The sequence below is a fragment of the Streptomyces sp. SAI-127 genome (assembly GCF_029894425.1).
In the GTDB taxonomy this organism is placed as follows: Bacteria; Actinomycetota; Actinomycetes; order Streptomycetales; family Streptomycetaceae; genus Streptomyces.
The window spans coordinates 1,397,246-1,423,483 of the sequence record NZ_JARXYJ010000001.1 but is presented as its reverse complement, the minus strand read 5'-3'; the positions used below and the strand labels follow the sequence as shown (position 1 = coordinate 1,423,483).

Here is a 26,238-nt window from a genome sequence, read left to right as displayed (position 1 = left end):
AGCCCGCGCGGTCCGCTACCAGTCGCCGTCCTGGACCGGCTTGCCCGGTGCGTCGCCCAGCTTCTTGACCTGGTGCGATCCCGGCGGCTGCCAGGGCTCGTGATCGTCCCCGAGCCAGTCGCCGACCGGCTTCACGCCCTCCAGCGGGTCCGACGGGGCGAGGTCCTCCGCGTCCTGGTCGTAGTAGTCGAACCAGGGCAGACCCGCGTTGGTGTAAGCGGCGCGGTCCACGGGCGACGGCGGGGGAGCCTCGCCGGTGATGCGGCGCCACTCGGGTGGTGTCACCAGATGCACGAACACCCGGCCGGCCGGTGTGTCCGCCCAGTCCGACAGGGGCCGGTCGTCCCGGTAGACCTCCTGGCGCATGGATCCGCCGACGCCGAGTCCCATGGCCGGAGCGCTGCGGGGCGCCCCCGCCGGAGCGGCAGGCGCGGCCATCGCCATCGGTACGGCAGCCCCGTAGCCCATGGCGGACCTGCTCACCGACCGCAGCCGCCGCTGCGCCTCCCGCCACTCGGCCAGTCGCTCCTCGACCAGCGGGAAGGACTGCAGCTGGACACCGCCCCAGACCTCCTCGCCCGTGACCTGCCCCTCGACGGTCGCGCCCAGCCCGAGCGGCACGGCCACGAACTGGCGGACCGTCCCCTTGCCGGAGTTGATGCCGTCCAGCCACGGCTGGCGGGGCAGGACCACGTAGTTCTGCGGGTCACGGGTCAGCCGGTCGCTCCAGGGCTTCCCGGAGACCGCGCACACCTTGCCCACCCCGACCTGGAGGGCGGCGGGCTCGGTGGTGCTGCCGAAGCTCAGCCACATCGCCTCGCGCAGATACACCGGCAGCATCACTCCGCCGCGGGCCCGCCACTGCTCCGGCACGGTGTCGGGGTAGTCGGAGACGCGGCGCACCGGGAACTCGCCGAGCCCCGGCGGCAGCGGATGCGTGCCCGTCTCGGGCAGCCGCAGGGTGCGGACGAACCGCACCGCCGCACCGCCCGGCAGCCGCAGTGTGTTCCCGTCGATCCGCACGCTCGTGCCGGTCATCGGCCTGCCCCCTGTGTCTGCTCGATGTGCCTACCTCACCTGGAACGACGGGAGAGCACCGGGCGGTTCCCGCGCCACCGCTCCTGGAGCCGGGTCAGATGCGGCATCCGCTCGCGCTGCTCGCGGGCGGCCCGGTCCAGTTCCTCCAGCAGGCGGCGGGAGCGGTGCTCGGTGTCGAGCTCGTCGAGGATGCGGTTGACCTCGGTGAGGACGGCGCCGTGCAGCTGCCAGTGGCGGGGGTCGCGCTGGATCTCCTCCAGCAGCAGCTGGGCCAGTTTGTCGCGGGTCGCCGTGGCCTGGCGCAGCTCGGCGGTGAGCCTGGCCTCCGCGGACTCGGCGCTCACGCTGACATGGGTGGTGACCAGGACCGCGAAGCTGACCACGGCGTCGCCGATCTCCGACAGCAACTGCTCCACCGTGCGGCCGGTCTCGGGCCCGAACAGCGGATCGGGAGCCTGTCCCTCGTCGACCGCGTAGGGCTCGTCGGCGAAGGGGTCACGCTCCTTGGCGAGGTCGGTGAGGGTGCGGGCGAGGACCCGCAGCACGACCGTGCAGATCTCCAGGGTGTCCAGGCCGGTGCGCAGCACCACCCGGTGCAGCAGGCCCTCCTTCACCCGGGGGTTCAGTTTGAGACTGTCCTCGGCCTGCCTAAGGGCCGCGTCCACCTCGACGATGTCGTGGTCGAGCTCGCGCGCCTCGTACAGCCGGGCCGTCGCCAGCTCCACGGGCGTACGGCCCGCGGCCTCCTCGCCGATCCGCAGCATCAGCTTCCGCAGCCGGCGGGCCAGCCCCTCGATCGACTCGCCCGCCTCGCCCACCCACACCGGGGGAGCGAGCAGCAGATTGAAGGCGAGGCCGACGACCGCGCCGATCAGCGTCTCCAGCACGCGCGCCCAGGCGGTGTCCCCGACGGTCGTCACCCCGAGCACCAGCATCGCGCTGATCGCCACCTCGGGCACGAACTCCTCGACCCGCACCAGCCGTCCGACCACCAGCGACGCCACGATCAGCAGGGCCAGACTCCACCAGGTCAGACCCACCAGCAGACTGAAGGCGATGGCGACGAGGACTCCGGTCACCACGGAGTTCACCCGGCGGATGCCGGTGGTGAGCGTGGAGTAGAGGGTGACCTGCACGACCAGCAGCGCGGTCAGGGGAGCCGTGAGCGGCGCCGATTCGGGGCTGAGCCGCAGCGCGATGACGTACGCGATCGTCGCCGCGCCCGCCGACCGCAGCGTCTGCACGACGACAGGGTCCCGGCGCCGCTTCACAAACCGCACCAGGGACGCCGTCCACTCACGTACATCTCGCATCCTCAGTGTGTTCCTCTTCCACATAGGCGTCCGGTGCACTCCTTGCGGACCGTAACCGTCCTCAAGCGTGCCCACATTGTGGGGTGCGGCCGGTTGACGGCAAGGGGCCAGGGCAGTGATCGCGGACACCCGGCACGAGCTCGGGCGATCCCTGGGGAAAACCCCCGGCGTCGACGGTGGACCGCCGGATGGCCCACGGCAGGTCGGGGGCGAAAGCGTGGAGCGATGACCTGGACACGGACCTCTACCATCCTGACCCTGATCATCACTCTCGGCACGGTCGTGCCGGCGGCGGCGACGACCCGGGCACCGGCCCCGACCGTCGTCGAGGCCCTCGACCGGACCGCGCACCCCCTGCGGACCGTCGAACCCGGCGGCGACACCCGCGATCTGCGCCCCCTCGACCGGATGATCGCCGACGCCGAGGTCGTCGGCATCGGCGAGGCCACGCACGGCTCGCACGACTTCTTCGCCCTCAAGGACCGCATCTTCCGCCACCTCGTCGAGAACAAGGGCTTCCGCACCTTCGCCCTGGAAGCCCCCTGGAGCACCGGCCTGCGACTCGACGACTACGTGGTGCACGGCAAGGGAGACCCGCGGCGCATCATGCGCGAGGAGTTCCAGCGCGACTACCTGTGGTGGAACAACACCGACTATCTGCGGCTCGTCGAGTGGATGCGGGCGTACAACGTCCGCCACCCCGCCGACCCCGTCCGCTTCATCGGCGACGACACCGCCTGGACCGGACCCGAGGTGTACGACGAGGTCGTGGCCCGCGTGGCCGCCGCCGACCCCGTCTCCGGCGAGCGCCTGAACGGGCTGTACCGCGGGCTGCGGCCCACCGAGCCGACGGGAACGTACATCGAGGGCTACCTCGGCAAGCCGTACGCCGAACGCAGGGAGATGGCCGAACGCACCGGCGAGGCGCTGGAGCTGGTGAGGCGGACGGGGGCCGGCGACCGGACCGTCCAGGACGCCACCGCGATCGACCGCACCGCCCGCCAGTACGCCTTCGATTTCGAGGAGCCCGGACAGATCCCCGACGCCATGCGCTACCGCGACCGGGCGATGGCCGCCAACGTGCTCTGGTGGCAGCGGCACACCGGGACCAAGGTCCTGCTGTCCGCGCACGACGCGCATGTCGGCTACGAGAGCTACGACCCCGCCTACCCGAAGATGCAGGGCGCCTTCCTGCGCGACGGCCTGGGAGCGGCGTACGTGAACATCGGCCTGACCTTCGACCGGGGCTCGTTCAACGCCACCGACCAGGACGAGACCGCCGTCCGGCGCTGGACCGTGGGCCCGGCCGCCCCCGGCAGCAACGAGCGGACCCTCGACCGGGTGAGGTACCGCGACTACGCGGTCGACCTGCGAACCGTCGGCTCACCCGCGCGCGCCTGGCTCCGCCAGGCCCGCCCGACCTACCGGATCGGCACCGCCTACCCCGACGGCCCGCACGACGTCGCCCTGGCCCGCACCCACGACATCCTGATCCACCTTCACCGGGTGGAGGCGGCCCGGCTGCGGGACCGGTAACCCGCGATCTTCGCGAGGTTGCCGCAGCGGTCCATCGAGCACCAACGGCGCCGGCGGGCCTGCGAGTCGTCCAGGAACAGCAGTGAACAGGCCGGGTTCTCACACTCCTTGACCCGCTCCAGGAGCGGGCCCCGCACCAGGAGTACGGCGTCCCGCGCCACCGTCGCCAGGGCCGCGCGGGCCGGACTGCGCGCCGTCCAGCGGACCGGACCCAGTTGGGGCGCGAGATCCGGCTGGGCGGCGACCGCGTTGACCCGCTCCACGTCGGCCGGGTCGGGCTCCCGGCCGGCCATCGCGGCGCGGACCAGGCCGTACAGGGCCTCGCGCAGGAGGCGGGCGTCCGCTAGATCCCGAGCGGTGACCCGCACCGCTGCCTCGTCGGTGGCCAGCTCCGCCTGCGTGATCCAGCGTGCGAGGGCCGCGGTGTCGGGGAGCCGCTCCAGCGGCGTGGCGTGCCGTTTGCCGAGGGTGGCCGCGAAGTCCAGACAGGGGCGGCCGCCGATGAAGGGGAACGCGAGTGCCGGGTCGGCGGGGGCGGGGCTGCCGGTCATGCGATGAGCGTACACCGGTTCATGGGGTGTCGGATTTGTGCACCGGCCCTCTTGACACCGGTTGAGGAGGTGTCGGATGGTGACACCAGTTCAACCGGTGTCAGTCGCTCGGGTGGCCGGGCAGGGAGCAGGTGCGGTATGCGTGCGGTGCGGATCGACAGTTTCGGCGGACCGGAGGTACTGGTGCCGGTCGACGTCCCCGACCCGGTACCGGGCCCCGGAGAGGTGCTGGTGCGGATCGCCGCGGCCGGGGTGAACCGGGCGGACGCCCTGCTCCGCGCCGGCCTCTACCACCGCGCCGGACGCCCGCCGCTCATCCCCGGTGCCGAGGCGGCGGGGGTCGTCGTGGAGGTGGGGGAGGGGGTGACCGACTTCGCGCCGGGACAGCGGGTCATGGCCCTGGACGGCGGCAAGTCGTCAGGTTTCTACGCAGAGTTGGCGACAGTGCCCGCCACCCACGTGGTCGTGCTCCCGGACGCCGTGGACCTGGTGCGGGCGGCAACTCTGCCGATCGCATGGCTCAGCGCCTGGTACTGCGTGCGGCACCTCGCCCGTGTCTCCAAGGACGACACCGTGGTGGTGAAGGCGGCGGCGAGCGGTGTGGGTACCGCGGCCGTGCAGCTCGCCGCCGAGGCGGGGGCGCGGGTCCTCGCCCTCGCCGGCTCGGCCGAGAAGGCCGCCTGGGCGGGGGAGTTCGGCGCCGACGTCACCGTCGACACCTCCGCCTTCCCCGAGGACGCCGAGGTCGAGGAGGTGCTCCGGCTCACCGACGGCCGTGGTGCCGACGTCGTCCTGGACACCGTCGGCGGCCGGGCCTTCGGCCGCAGTCTGCGTGAAGTGGGCCACGGGGGCCGGGTCGTGGCCCTCGCCAACGTCGCCCTGGAGCCGAGCACCGTCGACACCCGCGACTTCTATCCCAAGAACGCCTCGATCCTCGGCTTCCAGCTCACCAACCTCCAGATCCACGGCTACGACCCGCGCCCCGACCTGCGCGAACTGGCCGACCGGGTCGCCGCCGGCGGCTATCGCGTGCCGATCGAGACCGTCGTACCCCTGGAAGAGGCGCGGGCCGCCCACGAGCGGCTGGAGCGGCGTGACAACCGCGGCAAGATCGTGCTCTCGGTCGGACCCGTATTCGGCAAATGAGATGCGGGCGTCCTCCTCGCCAGGTGATCATCCGGAGAGTCGTGGGTGAGTCGTGGGTCAGTCGTGGGTGAGGAGACGCCGGTGGATCCAGTCGGGTCGGCGCGAGCGCGGGCAGCGCTGAACCATGTGGCGGCCGTCTCGGAGGGGCCGGCCGTCGCCCCGGACATGCGCATCACGCTGAACTTCCATCCGGACCGCGTGGCGCGCGGCCTGCCCCTCCTGGAGGCCCTGGCCCAGGACGGTGCCTACCACTCGCAGTTCGTCACCGGCACGAGCAACGGCGGGCTGACCGCGCACCCCGGCGGCGACCGCTGGCGCTGGGAGAGCCGGATCTTCGGCGGCGCCTACGACGACGCGGACGCCCATGACCGGCCCGTGTACGGCGCGCTGAACTTCCGCCGTCAGGTGGTGGGCGCGGCCCCGCGGTTCGGCTCCTCGCACTTCCGGCTGACCGGCGAGCCGCTGGCCCGCGCCACCTTCTGCTACCCCGACAGCGCCGCCGAGCCGGTCCACTTCGGGGTCGCCGCAGGCATGTCCCTGATCGCCCTCGCGGAGGCGGACGAGCAGGACGCCCTCAACGACTACATCGAGGCCCAGGTGCACGGCGGCGTGGACCTGGCCCGCGACGTGGAGGCCCTCGTCCTGGACGCGAGCTACCGGAACACCCCCGTCGAGGCGGCGGCACACCTGCTGCCCGTCCCCCTCGAGTGGCACCCCGGCTACCGGATCACCGTCGCGGAACTGCTCCGCCACGCCCACTACCGCGGACAGGAGTACGCCGACCTGGGCGCGAGCATCGCCGAGGACGGAGTCGTCGACCCGCGCATCATCGGCGACGCCGCCCGGACCGGCCGCTACGAACTCCAGCACCTGAAGATGGTCTGGCACACACTGGCCCGCTTCGGGGCGCCGGAGGCGACGGCACATGCGGGGCGACGCGCGCGGATCCTTCGCGCCACTGCCGACTCCGTCGGCGGAGGATAGGGGGTGACTGATTCATCCTTGTTTGATGCTTATGTGCCCGCACGGCCTCGGTAGGTGACTGCACCCGTCATCTGCTTCGTCGTCGCAGGCGCGTCAGGAGATGGTCCGTGAATCCGTGGGCACTGGTGGTGGCGGGTACGGCGGTTGCCCTCTATGGAGTGCTGTCACGACGGCTGTCCACCACGGTGGTGTCCGGACCGTTGGTGTTCGTGGCCGCGGGGCTGGCCATCGGCCCCCTCGGTCTGGGGCTCCTCCAGGAGGAGGGTCCGGAGCCGGTCCGGGCTCTGCTGGAGGGCGCGCTGGCGGTGGTGCTGTTCACCGACGCGTCGGCGATCCGGGGGCGCGAGCTGCGGCGGGAGCGGTTTCTGCCGTTGCGGCTGCTGGCTGTGGGGCTGCCGTTGACGATGGTGTTGGGGTGGCTGGTGGCATGGCCGTTGTTGCCGGGTCTTGGCATGTGGGAACTGGCTCTGGTCGCGGTCATTCTGGGTCCCACGGACGCGGCGCTGGGCCAGCAGGCCGTCTCGGACCGCAGGGTGCCCGCGTTGGTGCGCCATGGCCTGGACGTCGAGTCCGGGGTGAACGACGGTCTGGCGCTGCCGTTCTTCGTTCTGGCGCTGGCCGCGGCCGGCGGCGGCCATGGCGATCAGGGTGTCGGTGAGACGTTCCTGCGCGCCCTGCTGCTGAGCTCGGCGATCGGTTCCGTCGTGGGCTGGGTCGTTGCCCGGCTCCTGCGCTGGTCGGCCGCCCGCGGATGGGCTGCTCACGGGTGGCGCCAGCTGGCGTCGCTGGCTGTCCCGGTCGTCGCCTACCCCGTGGCCGTCGAGGCCGAGGGCAGCGGATTCATCGCTGTCTGGGTCGCCGGGCTGGCGTTCGGGAACGTCCTTCGAAAGTCCGCTGCCCCTGTGGGTGGTGCCGGCGCGGGCGAGTCCGGCGACGCCACCGCCTTCACGGAACGGCTCGGCCTGCTGCTCACCTCAATGAGCTTCCTGGCGTTCGGTGCGACCATTCTGGGCCCGGTGCTGGAGCACTTGACCTGGCGGATGCTGGTGTACGCCGTGCTGAGCCTGACCGTGATCCGGATGCTCCCGGTCGCCGTGGCCCTGCTCGGAACCGGACTGCGGCCGCCGACCCTCGCCTACATCGGATGGTTCGGTCCGCGCGGACTGGCCTCCTTGGTGTTCGGCCTGCTGGCTGTCGAAGAGCACCTGCCGGGCACACACGTCCTCGGCGGCGCAGTGGCATTGACGGTCGCCTTGAGCGTCTGCCTGCACGGAGCCACCGCTCCGCTGCTGGGCGGCCGTTACGGCGCCTGGTACGCCAGAACTCTCGCGATCCATCCCGGGCTCAAAGAGCACGCGGATGTTCCGGACGAGGGTGTCGGCACGCCTCGGGGCGGCCCGGATCCGGCACGGTAGCCATGACCAAACTGATCACATTGCCCCCGATGCGTCGGACGCGTTCCGTACCCTGTTCCGGGAACACATGCTCGACGCCGACCGTACGGCCGCCGAGCGGGGAGAAGGGGGCGGGACGTTGGTGGACTCCTGGGAGTGGGCCCGGCGGGTGCTGGAGGGGGCGGGTCTCGACCCCGGCCGCCTCGCCGGGCTAGGGCCCCTGAGTGGCGGCACGTACAACACCGTTGAGGAGCTTCTCCTGACCGACGGCACCCGTTACGTCCTCAAGGTACCGCCCGCGTCCACCGTTCCCGGCCTGCGCTACGAGCGTGAACTCCTGGTCTCCGAGGCGGAGTTCTACCGTGCCGCCGCCGTGGCCGAGGTCGCCGCGCCGCACGTCGTGGCCCTCGGTGAGGACACCGCCGTACCCCATCTGCTGATGACCGCGTGTCCCGGCGAGCCCTGGGACGGCTCGGTGACCGAAGCCGAACGGGCACCCTTGCGAAGGGAGTTGGGCCGCCAGGTGGCCCGGCTGCACACGGTGACCGGGCCGGGCTTCGGCTACCCCTCCGGTGCCCTCGGTCCACTCGCCCCCGACTGGCGGACCGCGTTCACGGTCATGATCGAGGCGATCCTGGACGACGCCCGGGACTACGGAGCACGGCTGCCCCGCTCCGTCGACCAGGTGGCGAGCACGTTGAAGGCCGGCTTCCCCGCCCTCGACGAGGTCACGGTCCCGGCCCTGGTCCACTTCGACCTGTGGGACGGCAACATCCTGCTGGACCGCCGGGCCGACGGGGAGCTCCGCATCGGCGGGCTCATCGACGGGGAGCGGATGCTCTGGGGCGACCCCCTCGCCGACTTCGTCTCCCTGGCGCTGCTCGGGGACATCAAGAAGGACGAGGCGTTCCTCGCGGGCTACCGGGAGGAGGGCGGCCGGGCCGAGTTCGACGTGCCGGCCCGGGTGCGCCTGGCCCTCTACCGCGCCTACCTCTATCTGATCATGCTCACCGAGACCGTCCCACGGGCGGTCGACGACGAGAAGGAACGCTGGGTCCAGTCGGCGGTGGCACCGGAACTCGTCGCCGCCCTTGACGAGATCGAGGCCCTCTCCCGGGTCGCAGGAGTCTGAACACCCTTGAACGGACGCACCGTACGCGATCTCAGACGCGCCAACCGCACTGCCGTGCTGCAGCGCCTCTACTTCGACGGCCCCCTCAGCCGCTTCGAACTCGGGCCGGTCACCGGGCTCAGCTCCGGCTCGGTCAGCAACGTCGTCGCCGACCTGGTGGCCGACGGCCTGCTGGAGGAGGCCGGCAGCGTCGACTCCGACGGCGGACGCCCCCGCACCCTGCTGCGGGTGTCGCCCGGCAGCGGCCACATGATCGGCGTCGACGTCGGCGAGACCCGGGTGCGCGTCGAGCTGTTCGACCTGACCCTCACCGAACTCGCCCGCGCCGAACGGCCGTTGACCCAGCGGAGCTACGACGTCGAGGCCATCGTCGGGCACATCCGCGACGGCATCGCCGAGGTGCTCGCCGGTACCGGGACCGAGCCCGAGGCGCTGCTCGGCGTCGGCATCGGCGTGCCCGGCATCGTCGCGCACACTCCTGGGAGCGGGGCCGTCGTGCACGGCCAGACGATCGGCTGGGACGCCGTCCCGCTGGAGGCACTGCTGCGCACCGGCTCCCCGCTGCCCGGCAGCGTCCGGTACTTCATCGACAACGGCGCCAAGACCCTCGGCCAGGCCGAGATGTGGTTCGGCGGCGGCCGCGGTGCCGGCAGCGCCGTCGTGGTCCTCTTTGGCTCCGGCGTCGGCGCCTGTCTGGTGACGCCAGAGGTGGAGCACGGCCGGGCGGTCGAATGGGGGCATCTGACCGTACGGGTCAGGGGGCGCCGCTGCCGCTGCGGTGCCCTCGGCTGCCTGGAGGCCTACGCGGGCGCCGAGTCGCTGCTCGAGCGCTGGCGGGAAGCGGGCGGCCGCCCGCCCGAGGGCGCCGACGAGGAGACGGCGCTGACCGCGATGCTCGCCGCCGCCCACCCGGCCGAGGACGCCGAGGCCGACCCGGTGGCCCTCGCCGTCCTGGAGGAGACCGCCGAGTACCTGGGCGCAGGCCTGTCCGACCTGATCAACCTCTTCCAGCCCGAGCGGATCATCGTGGGCGGCTGGGCCGGGCTTCAGCTCGGCGCCCGGTTCCTGCCCGCCGTACGGCGCCACGCGACGGCGTACGCGCTGCGGTACCCGGCCGAGAAGGTCACCGTCGACCTCGGCCGTCTCGGGCCCGACGCGGTCACCGTCGGCGCGGCCATCCTCCCGCTCGCCGACTTCTTCGCCCGCGGCGGCCGGCGGCCCGAACCCGCGCCCGAGGGGCCGGCACCGGCCTGGCGGACGGCCCTGGAGGAGCGGGCCCCGCACTGACGTTTCGCCGACCTGCGCGGAGGTACTCGCGCTCCCGCCATGAACGCGAAGGGAGGACGCCGTGGACCACCGTCAGGAAGCACCCGGCGAGAACGGTGACCCCGTCCCGCGGGATCTGCCGGACCAGCAGGCGGGCGAGGGCGAGGACCCCTGGGAGGTCGCCGACGTCCCCGACGAGAAGACCGGTACCGGAGACGAGCCCGAGGCCGTCCCCGACACCGACGAGGCGGGCACCGGCCGGCAGGGGGCGCCGCGGTCGGACACCGTGCACCCCGAGCACCCGGGAGCCGAGGAGTCCACCGGCTGACGCCTGGGCCGCAAGGGCCGCTCAGCCGACCTTGCGGCCCTTCATCGGCTCCGTCCGCGCCCCGGCGCCCTGCTGCATCCCGTGCAGGAACTCCTCCAGCACCTCGGTCGCCGTGTGCTCCGGGTGCCAGCCGAGTTCGGTACGCGCACGCGTGCAGTCCATCAGGGGCAGCCGCAGGACCGCGTCGAACAGATGCGGGGACGCGGGCAGCAGATGCAGACCCCACGCGGCCGCGATCGCCGAGCGGGCCGCGGGGCGCGGCAGCCGTACGCGGCGGGCGCCGAGCATCTCGCCCAGCAACTCGGCGTCGACCGGCGGCTCACCCGCCAGGTTGAAGGCGCCCCGCACGTCCGAGCGCACCGCCAGTGCGTAGGCCTGAGCGGCGTCGTCGGTGTGCAGTGCCTGCACCCGCAGACCGGGAATGTCGGGGAGGAAGGGCAGCAGATCGGGCCGGGCCAGCTGGCCCGGCAGGAAACGGCCGCCGAAGATGCGGCGCTGCTCGCTCGCCGACTCCCGCTTGAAGAGGAACGCCGGGCGCATCCGTACGACCCGCACGGCGGGGTGGTCGCGCTCGAAGGTGTCCAGGGCGCGCTCCAGATACGCCTTCTCCCGGCAGTACGCGGCGTCCGGCCAGCCGTGCGTCGGCCACGACTCGTCCACCGCGTGCTCCTTCGGACCCGGGGAGTAGGCGCCCACGGACGACGCGTGCACCAGTGCCGGCACCTTGGCCGCCGCGACCGCCTCGAACACCCGGATCGAGCCGAGGACGTTGGTGCGCCAGGTCATCGCCGGGTCGTGCGTCGGCTGGAACGCCCACGCCAGATGGACCACCGCGTCGGCGCCCGCGAACTCCTCGGTCAGATCGGTCTGTTCCGATGCCAGGTCGACCGCGGACCACTCGGTCCGCGCGGGCGACCAGTCCGGGATCCGCCGGGCCAGGCCCCGTACGGAGCTGACCTCCGGATCCTCGGAGAGAAGGCGCACCACGCTGGTTCCCACGTTGCCGGTGGCGCCCGTGACCACGATCCTGCTGCCGGTTGAAGTGCTCACGTTCGGCTCCTTCGGGCCGCTGGGGCGGGGGACCGCCCGAGTACCCGGCCACCGGCGATGCACGCGGTGCTCGGCACGGTCCGCGGCCACGAGATGATCACCCCATGAGTGAGATCATCCTGATGTCCGACGCGCGCGTCGCCGCAGTCCCCGTCGAGGAGAACGGCGAACCCCTCGTGGACGTCCGCGCCCACCTCCGCGTCGACGACCGCAAGCACGAGGACTCCCGGGGCGCCGAGGTCCATCTGCGCCAGGGTGTCCTCGACCGGCTGCTCCGGGCGCAGGCCCTGCTGCCCGACGGCCTGCGGCTGCTCTACGTCGAGGGGTACCGGCCGCCCGCCCTCCAGCGGCACTACTTCGAGACGTACGCCGACGCACTGCGCGCCGCCCACCCGGACTGGTCCGCCGACCGGATCCGCAGCGCGGCCAGCCGCTATGTCTCCCCGCCCGAGATAGCCCCGCACAGCGCCGGCGCGGCCGTCGACCTCACCCTCACCGACGCCGACGGCCGCGAACTCGACCTGGGCACCGCCATGAACGCCAACCCGGAGGAGAGCGACGGCGCCTGCTACACGGGCGCCGGCAACATCACCGAGAAGGCCAAGGCCAACCGGGCCGTGCTGGGCGAGGCGCTGAGCGCGGCGGGCCTGGTCAACTATCCGACCGAGTGGTGGCACTGGTCCTACGGCGACCGCTACTGGGCTCTGCAGACGGGGGCGCCCGCCGCGCTGTACGGGGTGCAGGAACTCGAGGCGGCGTAGCGATTGGCGGAGGCCGAGTCCCTGCGCCTCGGCGTCGGCCGTGTCAAAGGGCCCCGGCGACCTCGACGCCGGCAATCCCCAGGCTCAGGCGAACGCGTTCACGCCCGTGAGCTCCGCCGACAGCGTCCACAGGCGCTCCGCCTCCTCCGGGTCGGTCGCCCACGCCCTGACGCCGCTGCTCTCGTCGCCGTCGACGGCGGGCTCGGCGATGTCGCAGTCCTCCAGGTAGACCCCGCCCATTCCGGCCAGCTGGGGCGAGGTCGCCGCCCACACCTGCGTGGCCGCGCCCTGCTCCGGGCTCTTGAAGCCCGAGGGGTTGAGCACGTTGCCCTGCTCGTCGATCCAGCCGCGCTCCACCATCTCCGCCTTGGGCAGGTGGCGCTGCAAGGGGGTGAGGATGCCGCCGGGGTGGAGCGAGAAGGCCCGCACACCGCGGTCGGCGCCGAGCTTGTCGAGGTGGACGGCGAACAGGACGTTCGCCGTCTTGGCCTGGCCGTAGGCCTGCCACTTGTCGTAGCCGGTCCGCCAGTGGACGTCGTCCCAGCGCATCCCGGAGAAGTGGTGGGCGCGCGAGGACACCGAGACCACGCGGGCGCCGCCGGGCTCGATCGCCGGCCACAGCCGGTTGACCAGCGCGAAGTGACCGAGGTGGTTGGTCGCGAACTGCGCCTCCCAGCCGGACCCGAGCCGCGTCTCCGGGCAGGCCATGATCCCGGCGTTGTCGATGACGAGGTCGACCGTGCGGCCCGAGTCGAGGAACCGGTCGGCGAAGGCGCGTACGCTCTCCAGGTCGCCCAGATCCAGTTCGTCCAGTTCGACACCGTCGAGGCCGGCCAGGGCCTTCCAGGCGGTGTCGGGACGCCGGGCCGGCACGACGACCCGGGCGCCCGCCTTCGTGAGCGCCCGGGTGGTCTCCAGACCGAGCCCCGAGTAGCCGCCGGTGACGATGGCGAGCTTGCCGGACAGGTCGATGCCCGCGAGAACGTCGTCGGCGGTGCTGTGGGCGCCGAACCCCGAACCGATCTTGTGCTGTGCAGTGCTCATGACGGGAACGCTACGAATTGGAGTGCTCTCGAAGTCAAGCCCACACCACTCCGGGCACCGGGCCCGGACAAGAGGAAGCCCCGACCGGACGGGGGAATCACGGTCGGGGCGGTCAAGCGGTGAGCACGGACGGCGGTCGCCTCTCGGCGAAACGCTCCACAGGGCTTCAGCCGAACGATCGTCCCTGTGGGCAAAAGGTGAGGCCCGGGGACACTGTCCCGTCCGTACCCACGGTCTGTTCAACGGGCAACGACCCTGTGGTGTTCCGGTGTTGAGCGCATTCAAGGGTGAGCTGTGTCACCCGTGCCGACCGGTCGGAACGGTCTCGCTCCACAGGTTCTCGGCCTGCAGCAGCAGGCTCCCCAGCACGGTCGTGCCGTCGCCCCCCTGCCCGGCGTGCTCCCGCAGACCGTCCTGCAGCTGTCCGCGCAGCTCCCGCATCGCCGACTCGGCATGGTCGTCCGGACGGGCCGCGCCGTCGGCCGCCAGCAGCCGGTCGCTCTCCGCGTGACAGGCGTCGCCGATCAGCTGCAGGAGGTCGGCGTACGAGTCCAGCACCGGCCCGGCGGGTGGCGCGGGGGCGCGGCCGTCGTCGGCGGCCACGGCCAGGGTCCGGGTGAGCGCGCGGATGTGCCCGGTGACACGGCTCCAGCGCTCGTCGTCCTGTTCCGGCGGGACCGACGCGGGGAGCCGCCGTACGGCACGCCGCGGGGCGGCGGTCAGACGCAGGCTCTCCCGGCTCCAGCCACGGGCGGACCGCAGCGCGTCCAGCCGGCGCTCCAGCCGGGACGAGGCATGCGACCAGCCCTGCGCGTCCCACTCGTCGTCCCGCAGGTCACCGGCCACGGTGTGCAGCACATCGCCCGCCTCCCGGGCCAGCGCCGCGAGGTTCTCCCGTACGTCCCGCAGATGGATCGGCGGAAGCACGAACGCGTTCACGGCGATACCGATGACCGCGCCGAGCGCGGCCTGACCCACCCGGTGGCCGACGGCGAGGACGTCGGCGGCGCCGGTGGCGAGGGTGAACAGCGCGGTGGTGGCGCCGTAGATCCCCTGGTCGCCGAAACGCGGCCAGTTCGCCAGCAGCATCAGCAGCGGTACGGACAGCGCCACGGCACCCAGCGTGTTCCCGGTGACGGCCAGGGCCAGCGACGCCAGCAGTGCTCCGGCGCAGATCGCCGTGAACTGCCGGGCGGCCTGCATCAGCGAGCTGTACACGGTGGCCTGCACGAGCACCACCGCCACCCAGGGCGCCATCAGGGCCATCGGATCGCCCATCCACACGCCCGCCACGAGCCAGGCGAGGATCGCGGCGGCCGAGGCCTTGAGCGACTGCACGAGCAGATCGCGCTCCCGCCCGGGGCCACGGCAGGCGGCACGGGCCGCCCGGCCGACGGCATGTGCCTCCTCCCGTACCGCGTGTGTCGGGCGGGGCTGTCGACGTAGAGCTTCCGTCACACCAGTCATCTGCAGTGGGTTCCGTGCCGTCCGGCATGTCATGCCAAAGGACTGTCCGCAAGGGATGCCAGCAGGTGGGCCGGATCGTCGTAGATGGCCTGCGCGCCCGCCTCCACCAGGTCGGTGCGAGGGATGCCGCCGCACAGGACGCCGACGCAGCGCACGCCCGCCCGGGAGCCGGCCCGCATGTCCCAGACGGTGTCGCCGACGAAGACCGCGCGCTCCGCGGGCACCCCGACCAGCTCCAACGCGTGTTCGACGGGCTCGGGGGCGGGCTTGCCCTCCGCCACGTCGTCGGCGCTCGCGGTGGCCGTGATCGCGTCGTCCGCGGAGATCGCCCGGCGCAGCGCGGACAGCTCCGCCCCGCCCGCCGACGTGGCGAGCACCACCCGCCAGCCGTCCTGGTCGAGGCGGCGCAGCAGCCGCCCGGCGTCCTGGAGCGCCGGCAGCCGGTCGAAGTACTGCCCGTACAGGGCCTTGTGGGCGGCGCTGAGCTCGTCGTCCTGCTCCTTGTCGCGGTCGTCGCCGAGGAGATGGGCGACGAGGTCGTCGGAGCCGAGTCCGATGGCCCGGTGGACGGCATGCATCGGCACCCGGTGGCCCGCCTGCCGGAGCGCCTCCCACCACGTCGTCACATGCAGATGGTTGGTGTCCACCAGAGTGCCGTCGACGTCGAACACTGCCGCGCGTTGCATGAACCGCCCCTTTCCTGTCGTGCCGTTCCTGGTACCACGTCAGGCGTTCGCCACTCGGGACGGCACCCGGCCCTCCCGGGACCAGGCCAGCAGCTGTTCCAGATCCCAGGTGGTCACGATCCGCTCGGCAGGCACCCCGCACTCCTCCGCCCGCGCGCACCCGAGGATCTGCCAGTCGAGCTGGCCGGGCGCGTGCGCGTCGGTGTCGACGGAGAACAGCACGCCCGCGTCGACCGCCCGGCGCAGCAGCCGGCGCGGCGGATCGAGGCGCTCCGGACGGCTGTTGATCTCCACCGCCGTGCCGGACTCGGCGCACGCGGCGAACACCTCGTCCGCGTCGAACTCCGACTCGGGCCGCCCCCGCCCGGTCACCAGCCGCCCCGTGCAGTGCCCGAGGACGTTCGCGTGCGGATCGCGTACGGCGGCCACCATGCGCCGGGTCATCGCCCGGGCGTCCATGCGCAGCTTGGAGTGCACGGACACCACCACCACGTCCAGCCGCTCCAGGAGTTCCGGTTCCTGGTCTAGCGAGCCGTCGTCGAGGATGTCGCACTCGATGCCGGTGAGCAGCCGGAACGGCGCCCATGTCTCGTTCAGCGCCGCCACCACGTCCAGCTGGTGCCGAAGCCGCTCCGGGGACAGCCCGCGGGCCACGGTCAGCCGCGGCGAGTGGTCGGTCAGCACCGCCCACTCATGGCCGAGCTCCGCCGCGGTCCGGCCCATCTCCTCGATCGGGCTGCCGCCGTCCGACCAGTCGGAGTGCAGATGGCAGTCGCCCCGCAGCAGCGCCCGCAGCTTCTCGCCGCCCTGGGCCCGTGGCGCGTCGGACTCACCCTCCAGCTTCTCCAGGTAGCCGGGCACCCCTCCGGCCAGCGCCTCACGCACCACCTGCGCCGTCTTCGGGCCGACGCCCTTGAGCGACTCCAGCGACCCGGCGGTCTGGGCGCGCTCGCGCACCTCGTCGGCGGGCAGGTCGGTCAGCACCCGGGCCGCCGTACGGAAGGCACGGACGCGGTACGTCGGTGCCAGGGACCGCTCCAGCAGGAAGGCGATCCGGTCCAGGGCTTCGACGGGATCCATCGCCACCTCCTCCGTCCTCCAGGGTTCCCCACGCTCACGGGGCCCGCACGACGGGCGAGCGGTTTGTCCGGTACGCCGCCGGGTACTGCGATGCCTCGTCGGATGTCACTCGGACCTCGGACCCCGGACGTCCGGCAACCGCCTCGTCACCCCTGACGACGCCCCCGTTCCCGAGGAGGCCCAGATGTCCGCCCCCACCGCACCCCGCAGCAAGGTTGCCGTGATCACCGGAGCCGACTCCGGCATCGGCCGGGCCACCGCCGTCCGGCTGGCCCGGGCGGGGATGGACATCGGTATCACCTGGCACAGCGATCTCAAGGGTGCCGAGGAGACCGCCGAGGAGGTCCGCGCCCAGGGGCAGCGGGCCGTCGTGGCCCAGATGGACCTCACGCGGCTGCCCGTCGCCGCCGGCACGGTCGACGAACTGTGCGACCGGCTCGGCCGCCTCGACGTCCTGGTCAACAACGCGGGCACGGGCACCATGACGCCTTTCCTCGACCTGGAGCTCGACACCGTCCGCGAGGTCCTCGACGTCGACCTCGTCGGCCCCTTCCTGTGCGGCCAGCGGGCCGCCCGGCACATGATCCGGCAGGGCTCGGGCGGCCGGATCGTCAACGTGACCTCCGTCCACGAGCACCAGCCGCGGGTCGGCGCCGCCCCCTACTGCGCGGCCAAGGGTGGCCTCGGGCTGCTCACCCAGGTCATGGCCCTGGAACTCGCCGAGCACGGCATCACCGTCAACGCGGTCGCACCCGGAGAGATCGCCACCCCGATGACCGGCCAGGACGACAGCGACGTGCACACCGAGGACCGCCCCGGCGTCCCGCTCGGCCGCCCGGGGGACGCCCGCGAGGTCGCCGCCGTGATCGCCTTCCTCGCCGGGCCCGAGGCCACGTATGTCACCGGCGCGTCCTGGAGTGTCGACGGCGGCATGCTCCGGATGGGCCCGCAGGCCGGTTCGCACCTCGAGGACGACGAGTGGCGGCGCCCTTGAGACTGCGCACCAGTACGTGTGACCGCCCGGGCTTCACCCGGGTCCGCTGTGGCCGGGGCTTCCGCTACCGGGACTCCGAGGGGCGGCCGATCACCGACCCGGACCTGGCACGCCACGGTGCTCGCCGCCGTCGCCCTCGCCGTCACCGCCGAGGACGCCCGGGCCACCCCGACAGCCCGGCAGATGACCCGGGCCGTGCGCGAGGTCAGCCACTACCTGGGCAACACACCCGCGCTCACCCGGCTGGACGAACACGGGGACTTCGGGCGGCCGGCCACCCAGGGCGCGGTCGAGGCGGCGGTCCTCGCGCTGCTGGGCGGTTGACGCCCGCCCCTCGCTCCCGGCCATTGCGTTCTACGCTCTATGCATGACCGAAATCGCGAGCCCGCACATCGCCACCCCGCGGATCATCGTGCTCGGGGTCCAGCCGACCACGCCTCCCTTCCGGATCGTGGAGATCGACGGGGAGGTGGTCGGCGAGGCGAGGGCCGTCACCGACGTCCTGGAGGCGGCCGCCGCCTTCGGCATCACGGTCCACGACCTGGACGACCCGGACGTGGTCCGCTGGGTGGGCGGCGACAAGTTCACCTGGACCCGGCACTGACCCCGGTTCAGCCGACGGTCCACTTCTGGTTGACGCCGCCCGTGCAGGTCCACAGCTGCAACCGGGTGCCGTTGGCCGAGCTGTTGCCGGTCACGTCGAGGCACTTGTCGGCCTGCGGGTTGACGATGTCGCGTGCGCCCGTGACGGTCCACCGCTGGGCCCCGGAGCCGTTGCAGTCGTAGAGCTGGACCGCCGTCCCGTCCGCGGTGCCGCCGCCCGTCACGTCCAGACACTTCCCGAGCGCGCGGATCGTGCCGTCCGAGCCGACGGTCCACTGCTGGGCGGCGGTACCGTTGCAGTCGTAGAGCTGAACGGCCGTCCCGTTCGCGGGATTCGCCCCGGCGACGTCCACGCACTTACCGGCCAGGCCCCGGATCGCCGCCCCGGTCGCCGTGTCGCCGGTGGTCACCGACACGTGGTCCACCACGAGCTGCTGGGGAAAGGCCGTGGAGCCGTCCGGGTCGCCGGGCCAGTAACCGCCGACCGCGAGGTTCAGGATCAGGAAGAACGGCTTGTTGAACACCCAGGCGCGGCCGCCCAGGTCGGCGGGCGTGCGGCGCTGGTAGACGTTCCCGTCCACGGACCAGGTGATCGAGTCGGGTGCCCAGTCGACGGCGAAGGTGTGGAAGGCGTCCGCGAAGGCCTGGCCGTTCGGCAGGGAGTAGCCGGCGCCTATGCCGCCCGAGCCGGAGTAACCGGGGCCGTGGATCGTGCCGTGGACGGTCGAGGGCTCGAAGCCGACGTTCTCCATGACGTCGATCTCGCCCGAGTCCGGCCAGTTGACCGGGGTGCCGAGCATCCAGAACGCGGGCCACATGCCCTGCCCGCGCGGGATCTTCATCCGCGCCTCGACGTGCCCGTACTGCGCCGTGAACTTCCCTGAGGTGTTCAGCCGGGCCGAGGTGTACTGGCAGGTGCCGTACCAGCACTGGTAGTTGGCCGGGTTCTCGCGCCGGGCCGTGATCACGAGATGGCCCTGGCCGTCGAGAGCGGCGTTCTTGTTGCCCGACGTGTAGTACTGCCGCTCATGGTTGTTGACGTTGTCGCCGGTCTCGATCTGCCACTTCGAGGAGTCGACGGCGGCTCCGGCGGGCCCGTCGAAGGTGTCGGAGAAGGTCACCGCGGCGGCGGAGGCCGCGGCGGGTGGGTCCGCCTGGGCGGTACCCGACGAGATGAGGACGGCGGACAGGGCGGCGAGGAGACATCTGCGCAGCAGGCGTGAGGCGGCCACGGCTCTTCCTTCGAGGTGGGGGGTGAAGGTGTCGCCTCTTGATTTAAGGAGTGAGTTAAGGAGCCGTCAATACTTTGGTACGGACCAGGAGTTGAGCCAGGCGGGATTCCTTACGCCTTCTTCGCCGACTTGGCGGTCGGCTTCTTGTGCACCGCCCGGCTCAGCCGCCGCCCCAGCAGCAGATAGCCGATCAGAGCGCCGGTCGTGTTGAGGATGACGTCGTCGATGTCGAACGCCCGCCCCTCCACGAGCGCGCCCTGCGCGAACTCGACCAGCAGCATCACCACGGCCGTCAGCAGCAGGATCCGCAGCAGCCCACGGGTCTTCGGGGCGATGATCGGAACCAGGATGCCGAACGGGATGCCCAGCAGGATGTTCCCGCCGATCTGCTTGAAAGCGTCCCGCATCTCGGGCTGGTCCAGATACGCCTTGAGGGAGGCGCCGGGATGCAGGTTGGTGTGGGTCAGGTCCACCGAGGCGGGCGAGGGCTCCAGGGTCAGCCGGGCCAGGACGACGGCGAACGCCACCATGAACGCGAAGGCGAACACCATCGCCACGAAACGCACGACGAGGGAGAGCGGATCGCGCCGTGGGCGGGCGGGTTTCGCCGCGCGCTCGGTCTTGGCGGTGCCGGGTTTTGACCCCGCTCGCGAACGTGAGGGCGCCCAGGCCATTAAGTCCTCCACTCTCAACTTCCCCGTGTCGTAGGGCGATTACCCCTGAACGGCCCGAGAATGCCGCCGCGCCCCGACGGGTCGCCGGTTTCCCTTCGTACGGTCGGGGCACTCCGGGCTGAGTACCGCGCGCGTCGCCACCGCACGCCCCCGGGCCGGTGTTTGGATGGCGCGCGACGGACCTTTCCCAGGCCGCGGCGGCGAGGAGGTGGCGCATGAACGGGCGTACGACACTCCTCGCCACGGCCGAACTCCTCGGCTGGTGGGCCGCGCTCGCCGTTCTCTGGCTCGTGTTCATCAGCACCGTGGACACCCTGGAACTCGTGGTCGGCGCGGGCGCCGCCGGCCTCGGCGCACTCGCCGCCCGGGCCGCCCGGAGGGCGGTGACCGGACGGTGAACGGCTGGATCCTCGCGGCGGCCGTCACCCTCGGCGGGGGAGTGGGCGCCACCGTGTGGGGCGTCGCCACCGGGCCGCTCAGGCGCCGGGCCGTGGCACAGAACCTGTGCACCGCGTTCGCCTGCCCCGCCCTCCTGCTGCTCTCCCAGGGCTACGACCGTCCCTCCTACGTCGATCTCGCCCTCGTCCTCGCCCTGCTGGGCCCGGTCGGCACCCTCGTCTTCGCCAGGCTGCTCGCCGACGAACTGGCCGAGGACCCGCCGAGCGCCTGGGGCCTGACCTACGCTGCCGCCGCGGTCGGCGCGGTGGTCGTACCCGCGTTGTGCGTGGCCGTCGGACCGAGCCGGGCCATGGCCAAGCTCCTGGTCGTCGGTGTCCTGCTGATCGGCGGGAACGTCGTCGCCTCACGTGCCCTGTCCGGCGGCTTCCCGGAGGTCCGCCGTGGCTGACGCGGTGATCGTCGTCGCACTGCTTCTGGTCGCCGTCTCCGCGACGGCGGCGGTGGCCGTCCGTGACCCCGTGCGCCAGGCCCTCGTACTGTCCGTGCTCGGCGTGGTCCTCGCGGTCCTGTTCACCGTGCTCCAGGCACCCGACGTGGCCCTGTCGCAGCTCGCGGTCGGCTCCGCCCTCACCCCGCTGCTGCTCCTGCTCGCCGTCCACAAGGTGAAGCGGCGCGGGCGGAAGGAAGGACGCCACCGGTGAGCCGACGCGTCCGACTGTGGCTCCTGGCGGTGGGCGGCACGGGCCTGGCGACCCTCTTCGTGGCCGCCGCCCTCGACCTGCCCGCCTTCGGCGGCGACCGCCATCCCTACGGCGACCGTGCCGTCCACGCCTCCCTGGCCCGGCACACCGCCAACGTCATCGCCTCCGTCAACTTCGACCAGCGCGCCTTCGACACCCTCGGCGAGATGACCATCCTCTTCGCGGCCGTCATCGGCTGCGTGATCCTGCTGCGGCAGACCCGCGACGAACACCGCGACCGCCCCGCCCCGGAGAAGGTGGCCCGCCCGGTCCGCCGCCACGCCCTCCTCGTCCTCCCCGTCGCCCTGCTCACCGGCCTCTACGTGATCGCCCACGGCCAGCTCAGCCCCGGCGGCGGCTTCCAGGGCGGGGTCGTCGCCGCGACCTCACTGCACCTGCTCTACCTGGGCGCCGACTACCGGGCCCTGGAACGGGTCCGGCCGGTCGGCCTGTACGAGACCGGCGACGCGATCGCGACCTCCGCCTACGTCGTCACCGGCCTCGCCGGACTGATCGGCGGTACGGCCTTCCTCGCCAACACCGTGCTGCCGTACGGCACCTTCAACACGCTGTCCTCCGGCGGCACCGTCCCCCTGCTGAACGCGGCCGTCGGCATGGAGGTCGCCTGCGCGGTCGTCGTCCTGCTCGCCCGCTTCCTGGACCAGGCCGTCGAGATCGAGGAGGGGAACGGGAAGTGATGGATGTCTTTCCCTATCTGGTGGCCGGATGGGTCTTCCTGGCCGGCTGCTACGGCCTCGCCACCAGCCGCAACCTGATCCACGCCGTCGGCTGCCTGTCCGTGTGCCAGGCCGGCACCTACGTCCTGCTGCTGACGGTCGGCTACCGCGACGACGCCACCGCCCCCGTCTTCTCCGACCTGAAACCCGGCTCGCGCCCGGTCGTCGACCCGGTCGTGCAGGCCCTGACGCTGACCGATGTCGTCGTCGGCGCCACCGTCACCGCCCTGCTGCTCGCCCTCGTCGTGCAGATCTCCAAACGGCACGGCACCGTCGACCCCGACGAACTCTCCGAGCTGCGCGGCTGATGGACGAGCTGCTGCCCCTGCTGGTGGCCGTACCGCTGCTCGGCGCCGCCCTGCTGGTCGCCGGCGGCCGCCTGGTGTCCCGGCCCGTCGCCGAGACCATCGGCTGCGCGGTCTCCGCGGGCACGGCCGCCCTCGCCCTCGTCCTCCTGCTGAACTGCTCCCCGCCCTTCCTTGAATGGGCCGGCGACTGGACACCCGTGGACGGACGGAGCGTCGGCATCGTCCTGACCGGGGACGGCCCCGGCCTCGGCATGGCCGCGCTGGCCTCCCTGCTCACCCTGGCGGCGCTGGCGTACTCCTGGCACTACTTCGACGAACCGCCGCACGGCCACGCCGGTTCCTTCCCCGCGCTCCTGCTGCTCTTCCAGGGCGGCATGTGCGGGTTCGCGATCGCGGGCGACCTGTTCAACGCGTTCGTGTGGTTCGAGCTGATGAGCGTCGTGGCGTACGCCCTCACCGGGCACCGGGTCGAGGAGGCCAGGGCCGTGCAGGGCGCGCTCACCTTCGCGGTCGTCACCTCGCTCGGCGCCTACGCCATGCTCATGGGCATCGGGCTGCTGTACGCGCGCACCGGCGAGCTGGGCATGCATCAGATCGGCCGGGGACTGGACGCGCACGGCCGCCCCGACGCCCTGGTCCTCGCCGCGTTCGTCCTGGTCATGACCGGGCTGCTGGTCAAGGCGGCCGCCGTCCCCTTCCACTTCTGGCTGCCCGACGCGCACGCCGTCGCCCCCACCCCGGTGTGCATGCTGCTGTCGGGTGTCATGGTCGAACTCGGCGTCTTCGGTGTCTGGCGCGTCTACGGCACGGTCTTCTCCGGACCCGGCGGTGTCCCGGCCCCCGAGTTCGAGCGGGCCCTCGTGGTGCTGGGCGCGCTGACGGCCGTGATCGGCGCGGTGATGTGCTGGTACCAGCGGCATATCAAACGGCTGCTGGCCTACTCGACGATCGCCCACACCGGGCTCTTCCTCATCGGCATCGGCGTTCTGAAGCCCGAGGCCGACGACGGGATCGCCCTGTACGTCCTCGGCCACGCCGGAGTGAAGGCGGCCCTGTTCGCGTGCACCGGCATCCTCCTGGACCGATACGGCAGCGTCGACGAGCACGCCCTGCACGGCAGGGCCCGCGAACTCAAGGGCGTCGCCGTGCTGTTCGTCCTGGGAGCCCTCGGTCTCGCGGGCCTTCCGCCGTTCGGCACGGCCCTCGGCAAGTCGGTCACGGAGGAGGCCGTGGGAGGGCCGCTCACGGTGCTGTACGTGGCGGCGAGCGCGGTGACCGCCGCGGCCGTTCTGCGGGTCGCCGCCCGGGTGTTCCTCGGCCTGGGCCCGAGGCCCGAGGCCGGTTCGGGGTACGAGACCACCGGCTCAGGCGAGCGGCCCGAGACCCGGCACCGGCTCAGCCGGATCCCGGACACCATGACGGCGGTGCCCGCCGTACTGCTCGCCGGAGCCGTGGCGGTCGGCGTGGCCCCCGGTTTCGCGAAGGTGGTCGCGCACTCCGTGAACGAGACCGGGTCCGCGGGGGTGTTCACCTCCGTCCACTGGACCCCGGCCGGGGTCCTGCTGGGCCTGGTCTCGACCCTGCTGGCCGGGGTCCTCGCGGTCCTCGCCGTCGTCCGCCCGAAGCCGTTCGCCGCACCGGACCGGGCGCTGCCGCTGCGGCGCCTGCAGTCCGGGCACGTCGGCGACTACGTGGCATGGGTGCTGGTGGGCACCACCGTGCTCGGCGCCCTCACCCTGCCGGGCATGCTCGGCGGCTGATCAGCTGCCGTAGGTGACCTCGACCTTCTTGAAGCCGAGCGAACTCAGCAGGCCCTTGAGCATGTTGGTGGTGTTGGTCTCGGCCCGCTTGGTCAACTCGCTCTCCTTCGCCGCCTCGGTGATGTGCTTCACCGCGAGCTTCTGCACGGCCTGTTCGCCGTTGGGGTTGTCGGAGAAGAAGTCGCCGAGCCGGTCGAGCAGACCGCGCTGCTTGGAGACCGCGTAGGAGCGGTCGGCGTCCAGCGTGGCCTTGCCGAGCTGCGCGTGCGGCAGATGGAGGGTGGCGGCCGTGCGGTCCTCGTTGACCGTCACGTCGTTCTTGGCGACCTTGCCGAGGTCGACGTAGGCGTCGACGGCGCCCGCCCCGACATAGAGGGTGCGGGAGCCGCGGATCGCGTCGGGCAGGTACTTGGTGTCCTTCTCCAGGTCCACGACGACCTGGAAATTGCCGGAGGCGGCGTCGTAACGGCTGATGTCCTGGATGGACTCCAGAAGTGCGGGACCCGAGCGGTCGTGGGTCTCCGTGCCGAACAGGTCCTTGAGGCCAGGGAGCACGCTGAACCGGATCCCGGCGAAGAACACCACGAGCACCACCACGACGGCGGTCAGTATCTTCGCCCAGCCGGGCATGCGCCTGGACACGCGCCTGATGGGAGTCGTCATGCGACGGCCCTCCTTCCTACAAGCACGGATGCCCAGGGATGACCCCCAAAAGCCCTGCCGGACCGTCTTGTTGGCCGATTGGGACACTGCCGGGACAGAGCGGGGGCGCACTAGCGTGGGGAACTCTGCGTACCGGCGTGTCTGGAGACCCGGATGAGTACAGACAGCACGTCCCGCACCCTTCGTCCCATGCACCGCATACCCCTGCCCGAGAACGGCCCGCCCCGGCTCACCGCCCTGGCCACCGGCACCCCGGTGTGGCTCGTGACCCGCTACGCCGATGTGCGCCAGGTGCTCATGGACCCCCGCTTCGACAGGAAGTCCCTCAGGGACGCGGACGCCCCGCCCCTGCTCGTCGTACCGAACCTGCTGGACTCCCCGGACGGCCTCCTCAACCAGGACGGTCCGGCCCACCAGTTGCTGCGGGGCACGGTCCAGCGGGCCTTCACCCCCCGCGCGGTCGCCCGCTGGCGGCCCTGGACCGCCTCCGTGGTGGAGACCCTCCTCGACGACCTCGCGGGACAGCCGCAATCCGCCGACATCGTCGAGGGATTCACCCGCCGGCTGCCGGTGTCGGTGATCTCCCGGCTGATGGGCCTGGAACACGCCGACTGGGAGCGCATCCGGGACTGGGCCGACCACGCCCTGTCCGGCGGTGCGCACCGTGCCGAGGAAGTCGGCGCGGCCATGCGGGAGTTCGGTCTCTTCTGCGCGGAGCTGATCGCCGAGCGGCGCAAGGAGCCGGGCGAGGACCTGGTGAGCGCCCTGGTCGTCGCCGGTGACGGCCTCGGGATCGAAGAGCCCCGACTGGTCGTCCTGGTCCTGGGCCTGGTCGTCGCCGGACACGAGACGACCATGACGGCCCTCGGCAACATCGTCGTCCACCTCCTCACCGACGGGCGGCAGGCCTGGCCGGGGCTCGCCGAGAGCCAGGAGGCGGCCGAGACCGCGGTCGAACAGCTCCTGCGCACGATCCCGTTGAGCGAGGGCAGGGTGCTGCCCGGGCTGATCCGCCGGGCCGTGGAGGAGGTCGAGGTCGGCGGGGTGACGATTCCCGCCGGTGCGGTGGTCGCCGTCCAGACCAACGCGGCGAACCGGGACCCCGACGTCTTCCCCCAGCCCCACGAGACCGATCTGTTCGCCCCTCTCACCACACCGAGCGTGGTCTTCGGCGCCGGTCCCCACCACTGCCTGGGAGCGTGGCTGGCCCGCCTGGAGCTGGGGTTGGCCCTGCATCGGCTGGCGGTCCGGTTCCCGGGGCTGCGGGCCGAGTTCAGCCCCGAGACCATCGAGTGGCGGGAGGGACAGATGACGCGCGGCCCACGCCGGCTGCCGGTGTCCTGGTGAGTACT

General features: G+C 72.2%; 28 protein-coding genes and 1 pseudogene. 18 read left to right on the top strand and 11 right to left on the bottom strand.

Annotation, left to right across the window (positions count from 1 at the left end; genetic code table 11):
• Nucleotides 1-15: 15 nt before the first annotated feature.
• Together M2157_RS06805 and M2157_RS06800 are read right to left on the bottom strand one after the other, a co-directional pair.
• The gene (locus M2157_RS06805; protein WP_280864734.1) at nt 16-1,038 is read right to left on the bottom strand and encodes a hypothetical protein; all 1,023 of its coding nucleotides are present in this window, start codon (nt 1,036-1,038) and stop codon (nt 16-18) included.
• A 35-nt stretch (nt 1,039-1,073) separates the two neighbouring features.
• Complete coding sequence (locus M2157_RS06800; protein WP_280860884.1) at nt 1,074-2,351, bottom strand: aromatic acid exporter family protein; 1,278 nt, start codon at nt 2,349-2,351, stop codon at nt 1,074-1,076.
• Nucleotides 2,352-2,576: 225 nt separating this feature from the next.
• On the opposite strand from M2157_RS06800, the gene M2157_RS06795 reads away from it, so the two are divergent.
• The gene (locus M2157_RS06795; RefSeq protein ID WP_280860882.1) at nt 2,577-3,887 is read left to right on the top strand and encodes an erythromycin esterase family protein; all 1,311 of its coding nucleotides are present in this window, start codon (nt 2,577-2,579) and stop codon (nt 3,885-3,887) included.
• Here M2157_RS06795 and M2157_RS06790 read toward each other — a convergent pair.
• Nucleotides 3,851-4,438, bottom strand: coding sequence for an ABATE domain-containing protein (locus M2157_RS06790; RefSeq protein WP_280860881.1), 588 nt, complete (start codon nt 4,436-4,438; stop codon nt 3,851-3,853). The two genes, M2157_RS06795 and M2157_RS06790, sit on opposite strands and share 37 nt — an antisense overlap.
• A gap of 138 nt (nt 4,439-4,576) precedes the next feature.
• On the opposite strand from M2157_RS06790, the gene M2157_RS06785 reads away from it, so the two are divergent.
• From M2157_RS06785 to M2157_RS06760, 6 genes are all read left to right on the top strand, one after another.
• Complete coding sequence (locus M2157_RS06785; protein ID WP_280860880.1) at nt 4,577-5,584, top strand: zinc-binding dehydrogenase; 1,008 nt, start codon at nt 4,577-4,579, stop codon at nt 5,582-5,584.
• 126 nt (nt 5,585-5,710) lie between these two features.
• Nucleotides 5,711-6,568, top strand: coding sequence for a DUF3626 domain-containing protein (locus M2157_RS06780; protein WP_280868174.1), 858 nt, complete (start codon nt 5,711-5,713; stop codon nt 6,566-6,568).
• A gap of 107 nt (nt 6,569-6,675) precedes the next feature.
• A complete protein-coding gene (locus tag M2157_RS06775) occupies nt 6,676-7,983 on the top strand; it encodes a cation:proton antiporter (protein ID WP_280864733.1) in 1,308 nt (435 codons plus the stop codon).
• Nucleotides 7,984-8,050: 67 nt separating this feature from the next.
• A complete protein-coding gene (locus tag M2157_RS06770; RefSeq protein WP_280864732.1) occupies nt 8,051-9,094 on the top strand; it encodes an aminoglycoside phosphotransferase family protein in 1,044 nt (347 codons plus the stop codon).
• A gap of 6 nt (nt 9,095-9,100) precedes the next feature.
• Nucleotides 9,101-10,381: an ROK family protein gene (locus M2157_RS06765; RefSeq protein WP_280864731.1), complete on the top strand. Its 1,281-nt coding sequence runs from the start codon at nt 9,101-9,103 to the stop codon at nt 10,379-10,381.
• A gap of 61 nt (nt 10,382-10,442) precedes the next feature.
• Nucleotides 10,443-10,688 (top strand): hypothetical protein, encoded by a 246-nt coding sequence (locus M2157_RS06760; RefSeq protein ID WP_280860876.1) that lies wholly within the window; start codon nt 10,443-10,445, stop codon nt 10,686-10,688.
• 21 nt (nt 10,689-10,709) lie between these two features.
• Here M2157_RS06760 and M2157_RS06755 read toward each other — a convergent pair whose 3' ends face one another.
• Entirely contained in the window at nt 10,710-11,738 is a 1,029-nt protein-coding gene (locus M2157_RS06755) for an SDR family oxidoreductase (RefSeq protein WP_280864730.1), read from the bottom strand.
• A 104-nt stretch (nt 11,739-11,842) separates the two neighbouring features.
• Here M2157_RS06755 and M2157_RS06750 point away from each other — a divergent pair, with 104 nt between their 5' ends.
• Complete coding sequence (locus tag M2157_RS06750) at nt 11,843-12,499, top strand: M15 family metallopeptidase (RefSeq protein WP_280864729.1); 657 nt, start codon at nt 11,843-11,845, stop codon at nt 12,497-12,499.
• Between the two features lie 84 nt (nt 12,500-12,583).
• Here the strand turns inward: M2157_RS06750 and M2157_RS06745 are convergent, their stop codons facing one another.
• The 4 genes from M2157_RS06745 to M2157_RS06730 all read right to left on the bottom strand — a co-directional run bounded on the left by M2157_RS06745 (nt 12,584) and on the right by M2157_RS06730 (nt 16,776).
• The gene (locus M2157_RS06745) at nt 12,584-13,543 is read right to left on the bottom strand and encodes an SDR family NAD(P)-dependent oxidoreductase (RefSeq protein ID WP_280864728.1); all 960 of its coding nucleotides are present in this window, start codon (nt 13,541-13,543) and stop codon (nt 12,584-12,586) included.
• 297 nt (nt 13,544-13,840) lie between these two features.
• Complete coding sequence (locus M2157_RS06740; protein WP_280860872.1) at nt 13,841-15,010, bottom strand: aromatic acid exporter family protein; 1,170 nt, start codon at nt 15,008-15,010, stop codon at nt 13,841-13,843.
• Between the two features lie 29 nt (nt 15,011-15,039).
• On the bottom strand, nt 15,040-15,696 hold the full coding sequence (locus M2157_RS06735) for an HAD family hydrolase (RefSeq protein ID WP_280864727.1): 657 nt from the start codon (nt 15,694-15,696) through the stop codon (nt 15,040-15,042).
• Nucleotides 15,697-15,735: 39 nt separating this feature from the next.
• On the bottom strand, nt 15,736-16,776 hold the full coding sequence (locus tag M2157_RS06730) for a PHP domain-containing protein (protein ID WP_280864726.1): 1,041 nt from the start codon (nt 16,774-16,776) through the stop codon (nt 15,736-15,738).
• Between the two features lie 184 nt (nt 16,777-16,960).
• On the opposite strand from M2157_RS06730, the gene M2157_RS06725 reads away from it, so the two are divergent.
• The 3 genes and pseudogenes from M2157_RS06725 (at nt 16,961) to M2157_RS06715 (ending at nt 18,374) form a co-directional block, all read left to right on the top strand.
• Nucleotides 16,961-17,770, top strand: a complete 810-nt coding sequence (locus tag M2157_RS06725) for an SDR family oxidoreductase (RefSeq protein ID WP_280860869.1) — start codon at nt 16,961-16,963, stop codon at nt 17,768-17,770.
• 99 nt (nt 17,771-17,869) lie between these two features.
• Nucleotides 17,870-18,094, top strand: a pseudogene (locus M2157_RS06720) (DNA topoisomerase IB); the annotation flags it as partial.
• Nucleotides 18,095-18,137: 43 nt separating this feature from the next.
• A complete protein-coding gene (locus M2157_RS06715; RefSeq protein WP_057613237.1) occupies nt 18,138-18,374 on the top strand; it encodes a hypothetical protein in 237 nt (78 codons plus the stop codon).
• A 7-nt stretch (nt 18,375-18,381) separates the two neighbouring features.
• Here M2157_RS06715 and M2157_RS06710 read toward each other — a convergent pair whose 3' ends face one another.
• Entirely contained in the window at nt 18,382-19,605 is a 1,224-nt protein-coding gene (locus tag M2157_RS06710) for an RICIN domain-containing protein (RefSeq protein WP_280860868.1), read from the bottom strand.
• A 110-nt stretch (nt 19,606-19,715) separates the two neighbouring features.
• Entirely contained in the window at nt 19,716-20,279 is a 564-nt protein-coding gene (locus tag M2157_RS06705; RefSeq protein ID WP_280860867.1) for a VanZ family protein, read from the bottom strand.
• A 215-nt stretch (nt 20,280-20,494) separates the two neighbouring features.
• Between M2157_RS06705 and M2157_RS06700 the strand changes: the two genes are divergently transcribed.
• The 6 genes from M2157_RS06700 to M2157_RS06675 are packed head-to-tail and all read left to right on the top strand — an operon-like array spanning nt 20,495 to nt 24,223.
• Nucleotides 20,495-20,677: a hypothetical protein gene (locus tag M2157_RS06700; RefSeq protein WP_280860866.1), complete on the top strand. Its 183-nt coding sequence runs from the start codon at nt 20,495-20,497 to the stop codon at nt 20,675-20,677.
• Entirely contained in the window at nt 20,674-21,126 is a 453-nt protein-coding gene (locus M2157_RS06695) for a monovalent cation/H+ antiporter complex subunit F (RefSeq protein WP_280860865.1), read from the top strand. Before M2157_RS06700 ends, M2157_RS06695 begins: the two co-directional genes overlap by 4 nt.
• Nucleotides 21,119-21,379 carry a hydrogenase subunit MbhD domain-containing protein gene (locus M2157_RS06690; RefSeq protein WP_280860863.1) on the top strand — a complete coding sequence of 87 codons (261 nt, stop codon included), beginning with the start codon at nt 21,119-21,121 and terminating at the stop codon, nt 21,377-21,379. The genes M2157_RS06695 and M2157_RS06690 overlap by 8 nt, the downstream gene beginning before the upstream one ends.
• Nucleotides 21,376-22,116: a hydrogen gas-evolving membrane-bound hydrogenase subunit E gene (mbhE, locus tag M2157_RS06685; protein WP_280860862.1), complete on the top strand. Its 741-nt coding sequence runs from the start codon at nt 21,376-21,378 to the stop codon at nt 22,114-22,116. Before M2157_RS06690 ends, mbhE begins: the two co-directional genes overlap by 4 nt.
• Nucleotides 22,116-22,463, top strand: a complete 348-nt coding sequence (locus M2157_RS06680; protein ID WP_057612940.1) for a sodium:proton antiporter — start codon at nt 22,116-22,118, stop codon at nt 22,461-22,463. Before mbhE ends, M2157_RS06680 begins: the two co-directional genes overlap by 1 nt.
• Nucleotides 22,463-24,223: a complex I subunit 5 family protein gene (locus tag M2157_RS06675; RefSeq protein WP_280864725.1), complete on the top strand. Its 1,761-nt coding sequence runs from the start codon at nt 22,463-22,465 to the stop codon at nt 24,221-24,223. The genes M2157_RS06680 and M2157_RS06675 overlap by 1 nt, the downstream gene beginning before the upstream one ends.
• On the opposite strand, the gene M2157_RS06670 is transcribed toward M2157_RS06675, so the two are convergent.
• Nucleotides 24,224-24,886, bottom strand: coding sequence for a DUF4230 domain-containing protein (locus tag M2157_RS06670; protein ID WP_266511940.1), 663 nt, complete (start codon nt 24,884-24,886; stop codon nt 24,224-24,226).
• 153 nt (nt 24,887-25,039) lie between these two features.
• Here M2157_RS06670 and M2157_RS06665 point away from each other — a divergent pair, with 153 nt between their 5' ends.
• Nucleotides 25,040-26,233 (top strand): cytochrome P450, encoded by a 1,194-nt coding sequence (locus M2157_RS06665; RefSeq protein WP_280864724.1) that lies wholly within the window; start codon nt 25,040-25,042, stop codon nt 26,231-26,233.
• Nucleotides 26,234-26,238: the final 5 nt, after the last annotated feature.

Bases quoted from the DNA above. Each gene is read 5' to 3' on its own strand.
- M2157_RS06805 (WP_280864734.1), bottom strand. From the start codon at position 1,038: ATGACCGGCACGAGCGTGCGGATCGACGGGAACACACTGCGGCTGCCG.
- M2157_RS06800 (WP_280860884.1), bottom strand. From the start codon at position 2,351: ATGCGAGATGTACGTGAGTGGACGGCGTCCCTGGTGCGGTTTGTGAAG.
- M2157_RS06795 (WP_280860882.1), top strand. From the start codon at position 2,577: ATGACCTGGACACGGACCTCTACCATCCTGACCCTGATCATCACTCTC.
- M2157_RS06790 (WP_280860881.1), bottom strand. From the start codon at position 4,438: ATGACCGGCAGCCCCGCCCCCGCCGACCCGGCACTCGCGTTCCCCTTC.
- M2157_RS06785 (WP_280860880.1), top strand. From the start codon at position 4,577: ATGCGTGCGGTGCGGATCGACAGTTTCGGCGGACCGGAGGTACTGGTG.
- M2157_RS06770 (WP_280864732.1), top strand. From the start codon at position 8,051: ATGCTCGACGCCGACCGTACGGCCGCCGAGCGGGGAGAAGGGGGCGGG.
- M2157_RS06750 (WP_280864729.1), top strand. From the start codon at position 11,843: ATGAGTGAGATCATCCTGATGTCCGACGCGCGCGTCGCCGCAGTCCCC.
- M2157_RS06745 (WP_280864728.1), bottom strand. From the start codon at position 13,543: ATGAGCACTGCACAGCACAAGATCGGTTCGGGGTTCGGCGCCCACAGC.
- M2157_RS06740 (WP_280860872.1), bottom strand. From the start codon at position 15,010: ATGACTGGTGTGACGGAAGCTCTACGTCGACAGCCCCGCCCGACACAC.
- M2157_RS06735 (WP_280864727.1), bottom strand. From the start codon at position 15,696: ATGCAACGCGCGGCAGTGTTCGACGTCGACGGCACTCTGGTGGACACC.
- M2157_RS06730 (WP_280864726.1), bottom strand. From the start codon at position 16,776: ATGGATCCCGTCGAAGCCCTGGACCGGATCGCCTTCCTGCTGGAGCGG.
- M2157_RS06725 (WP_280860869.1), top strand. From the start codon at position 16,961: ATGTCCGCCCCCACCGCACCCCGCAGCAAGGTTGCCGTGATCACCGGA.
- M2157_RS06715 (WP_057613237.1), top strand. From the start codon at position 18,138: ATGACCGAAATCGCGAGCCCGCACATCGCCACCCCGCGGATCATCGTG.
- M2157_RS06705 (WP_280860867.1), bottom strand. From the start codon at position 20,279: ATGGCCTGGGCGCCCTCACGTTCGCGAGCGGGGTCAAAACCCGGCACC.
- M2157_RS06700 (WP_280860866.1), top strand. From the start codon at position 20,495: ATGAACGGGCGTACGACACTCCTCGCCACGGCCGAACTCCTCGGCTGG.
- M2157_RS06680 (WP_057612940.1), top strand. From the start codon at position 22,116: ATGGATGTCTTTCCCTATCTGGTGGCCGGATGGGTCTTCCTGGCCGGC.
- M2157_RS06675 (WP_280864725.1), top strand. From the start codon at position 22,463: ATGGACGAGCTGCTGCCCCTGCTGGTGGCCGTACCGCTGCTCGGCGCC.
- M2157_RS06670 (WP_266511940.1), bottom strand. From the start codon at position 24,886: ATGACGACTCCCATCAGGCGCGTGTCCAGGCGCATGCCCGGCTGGGCG.
- M2157_RS06665 (WP_280864724.1), top strand. From the start codon at position 25,040: ATGAGTACAGACAGCACGTCCCGCACCCTTCGTCCCATGCACCGCATA.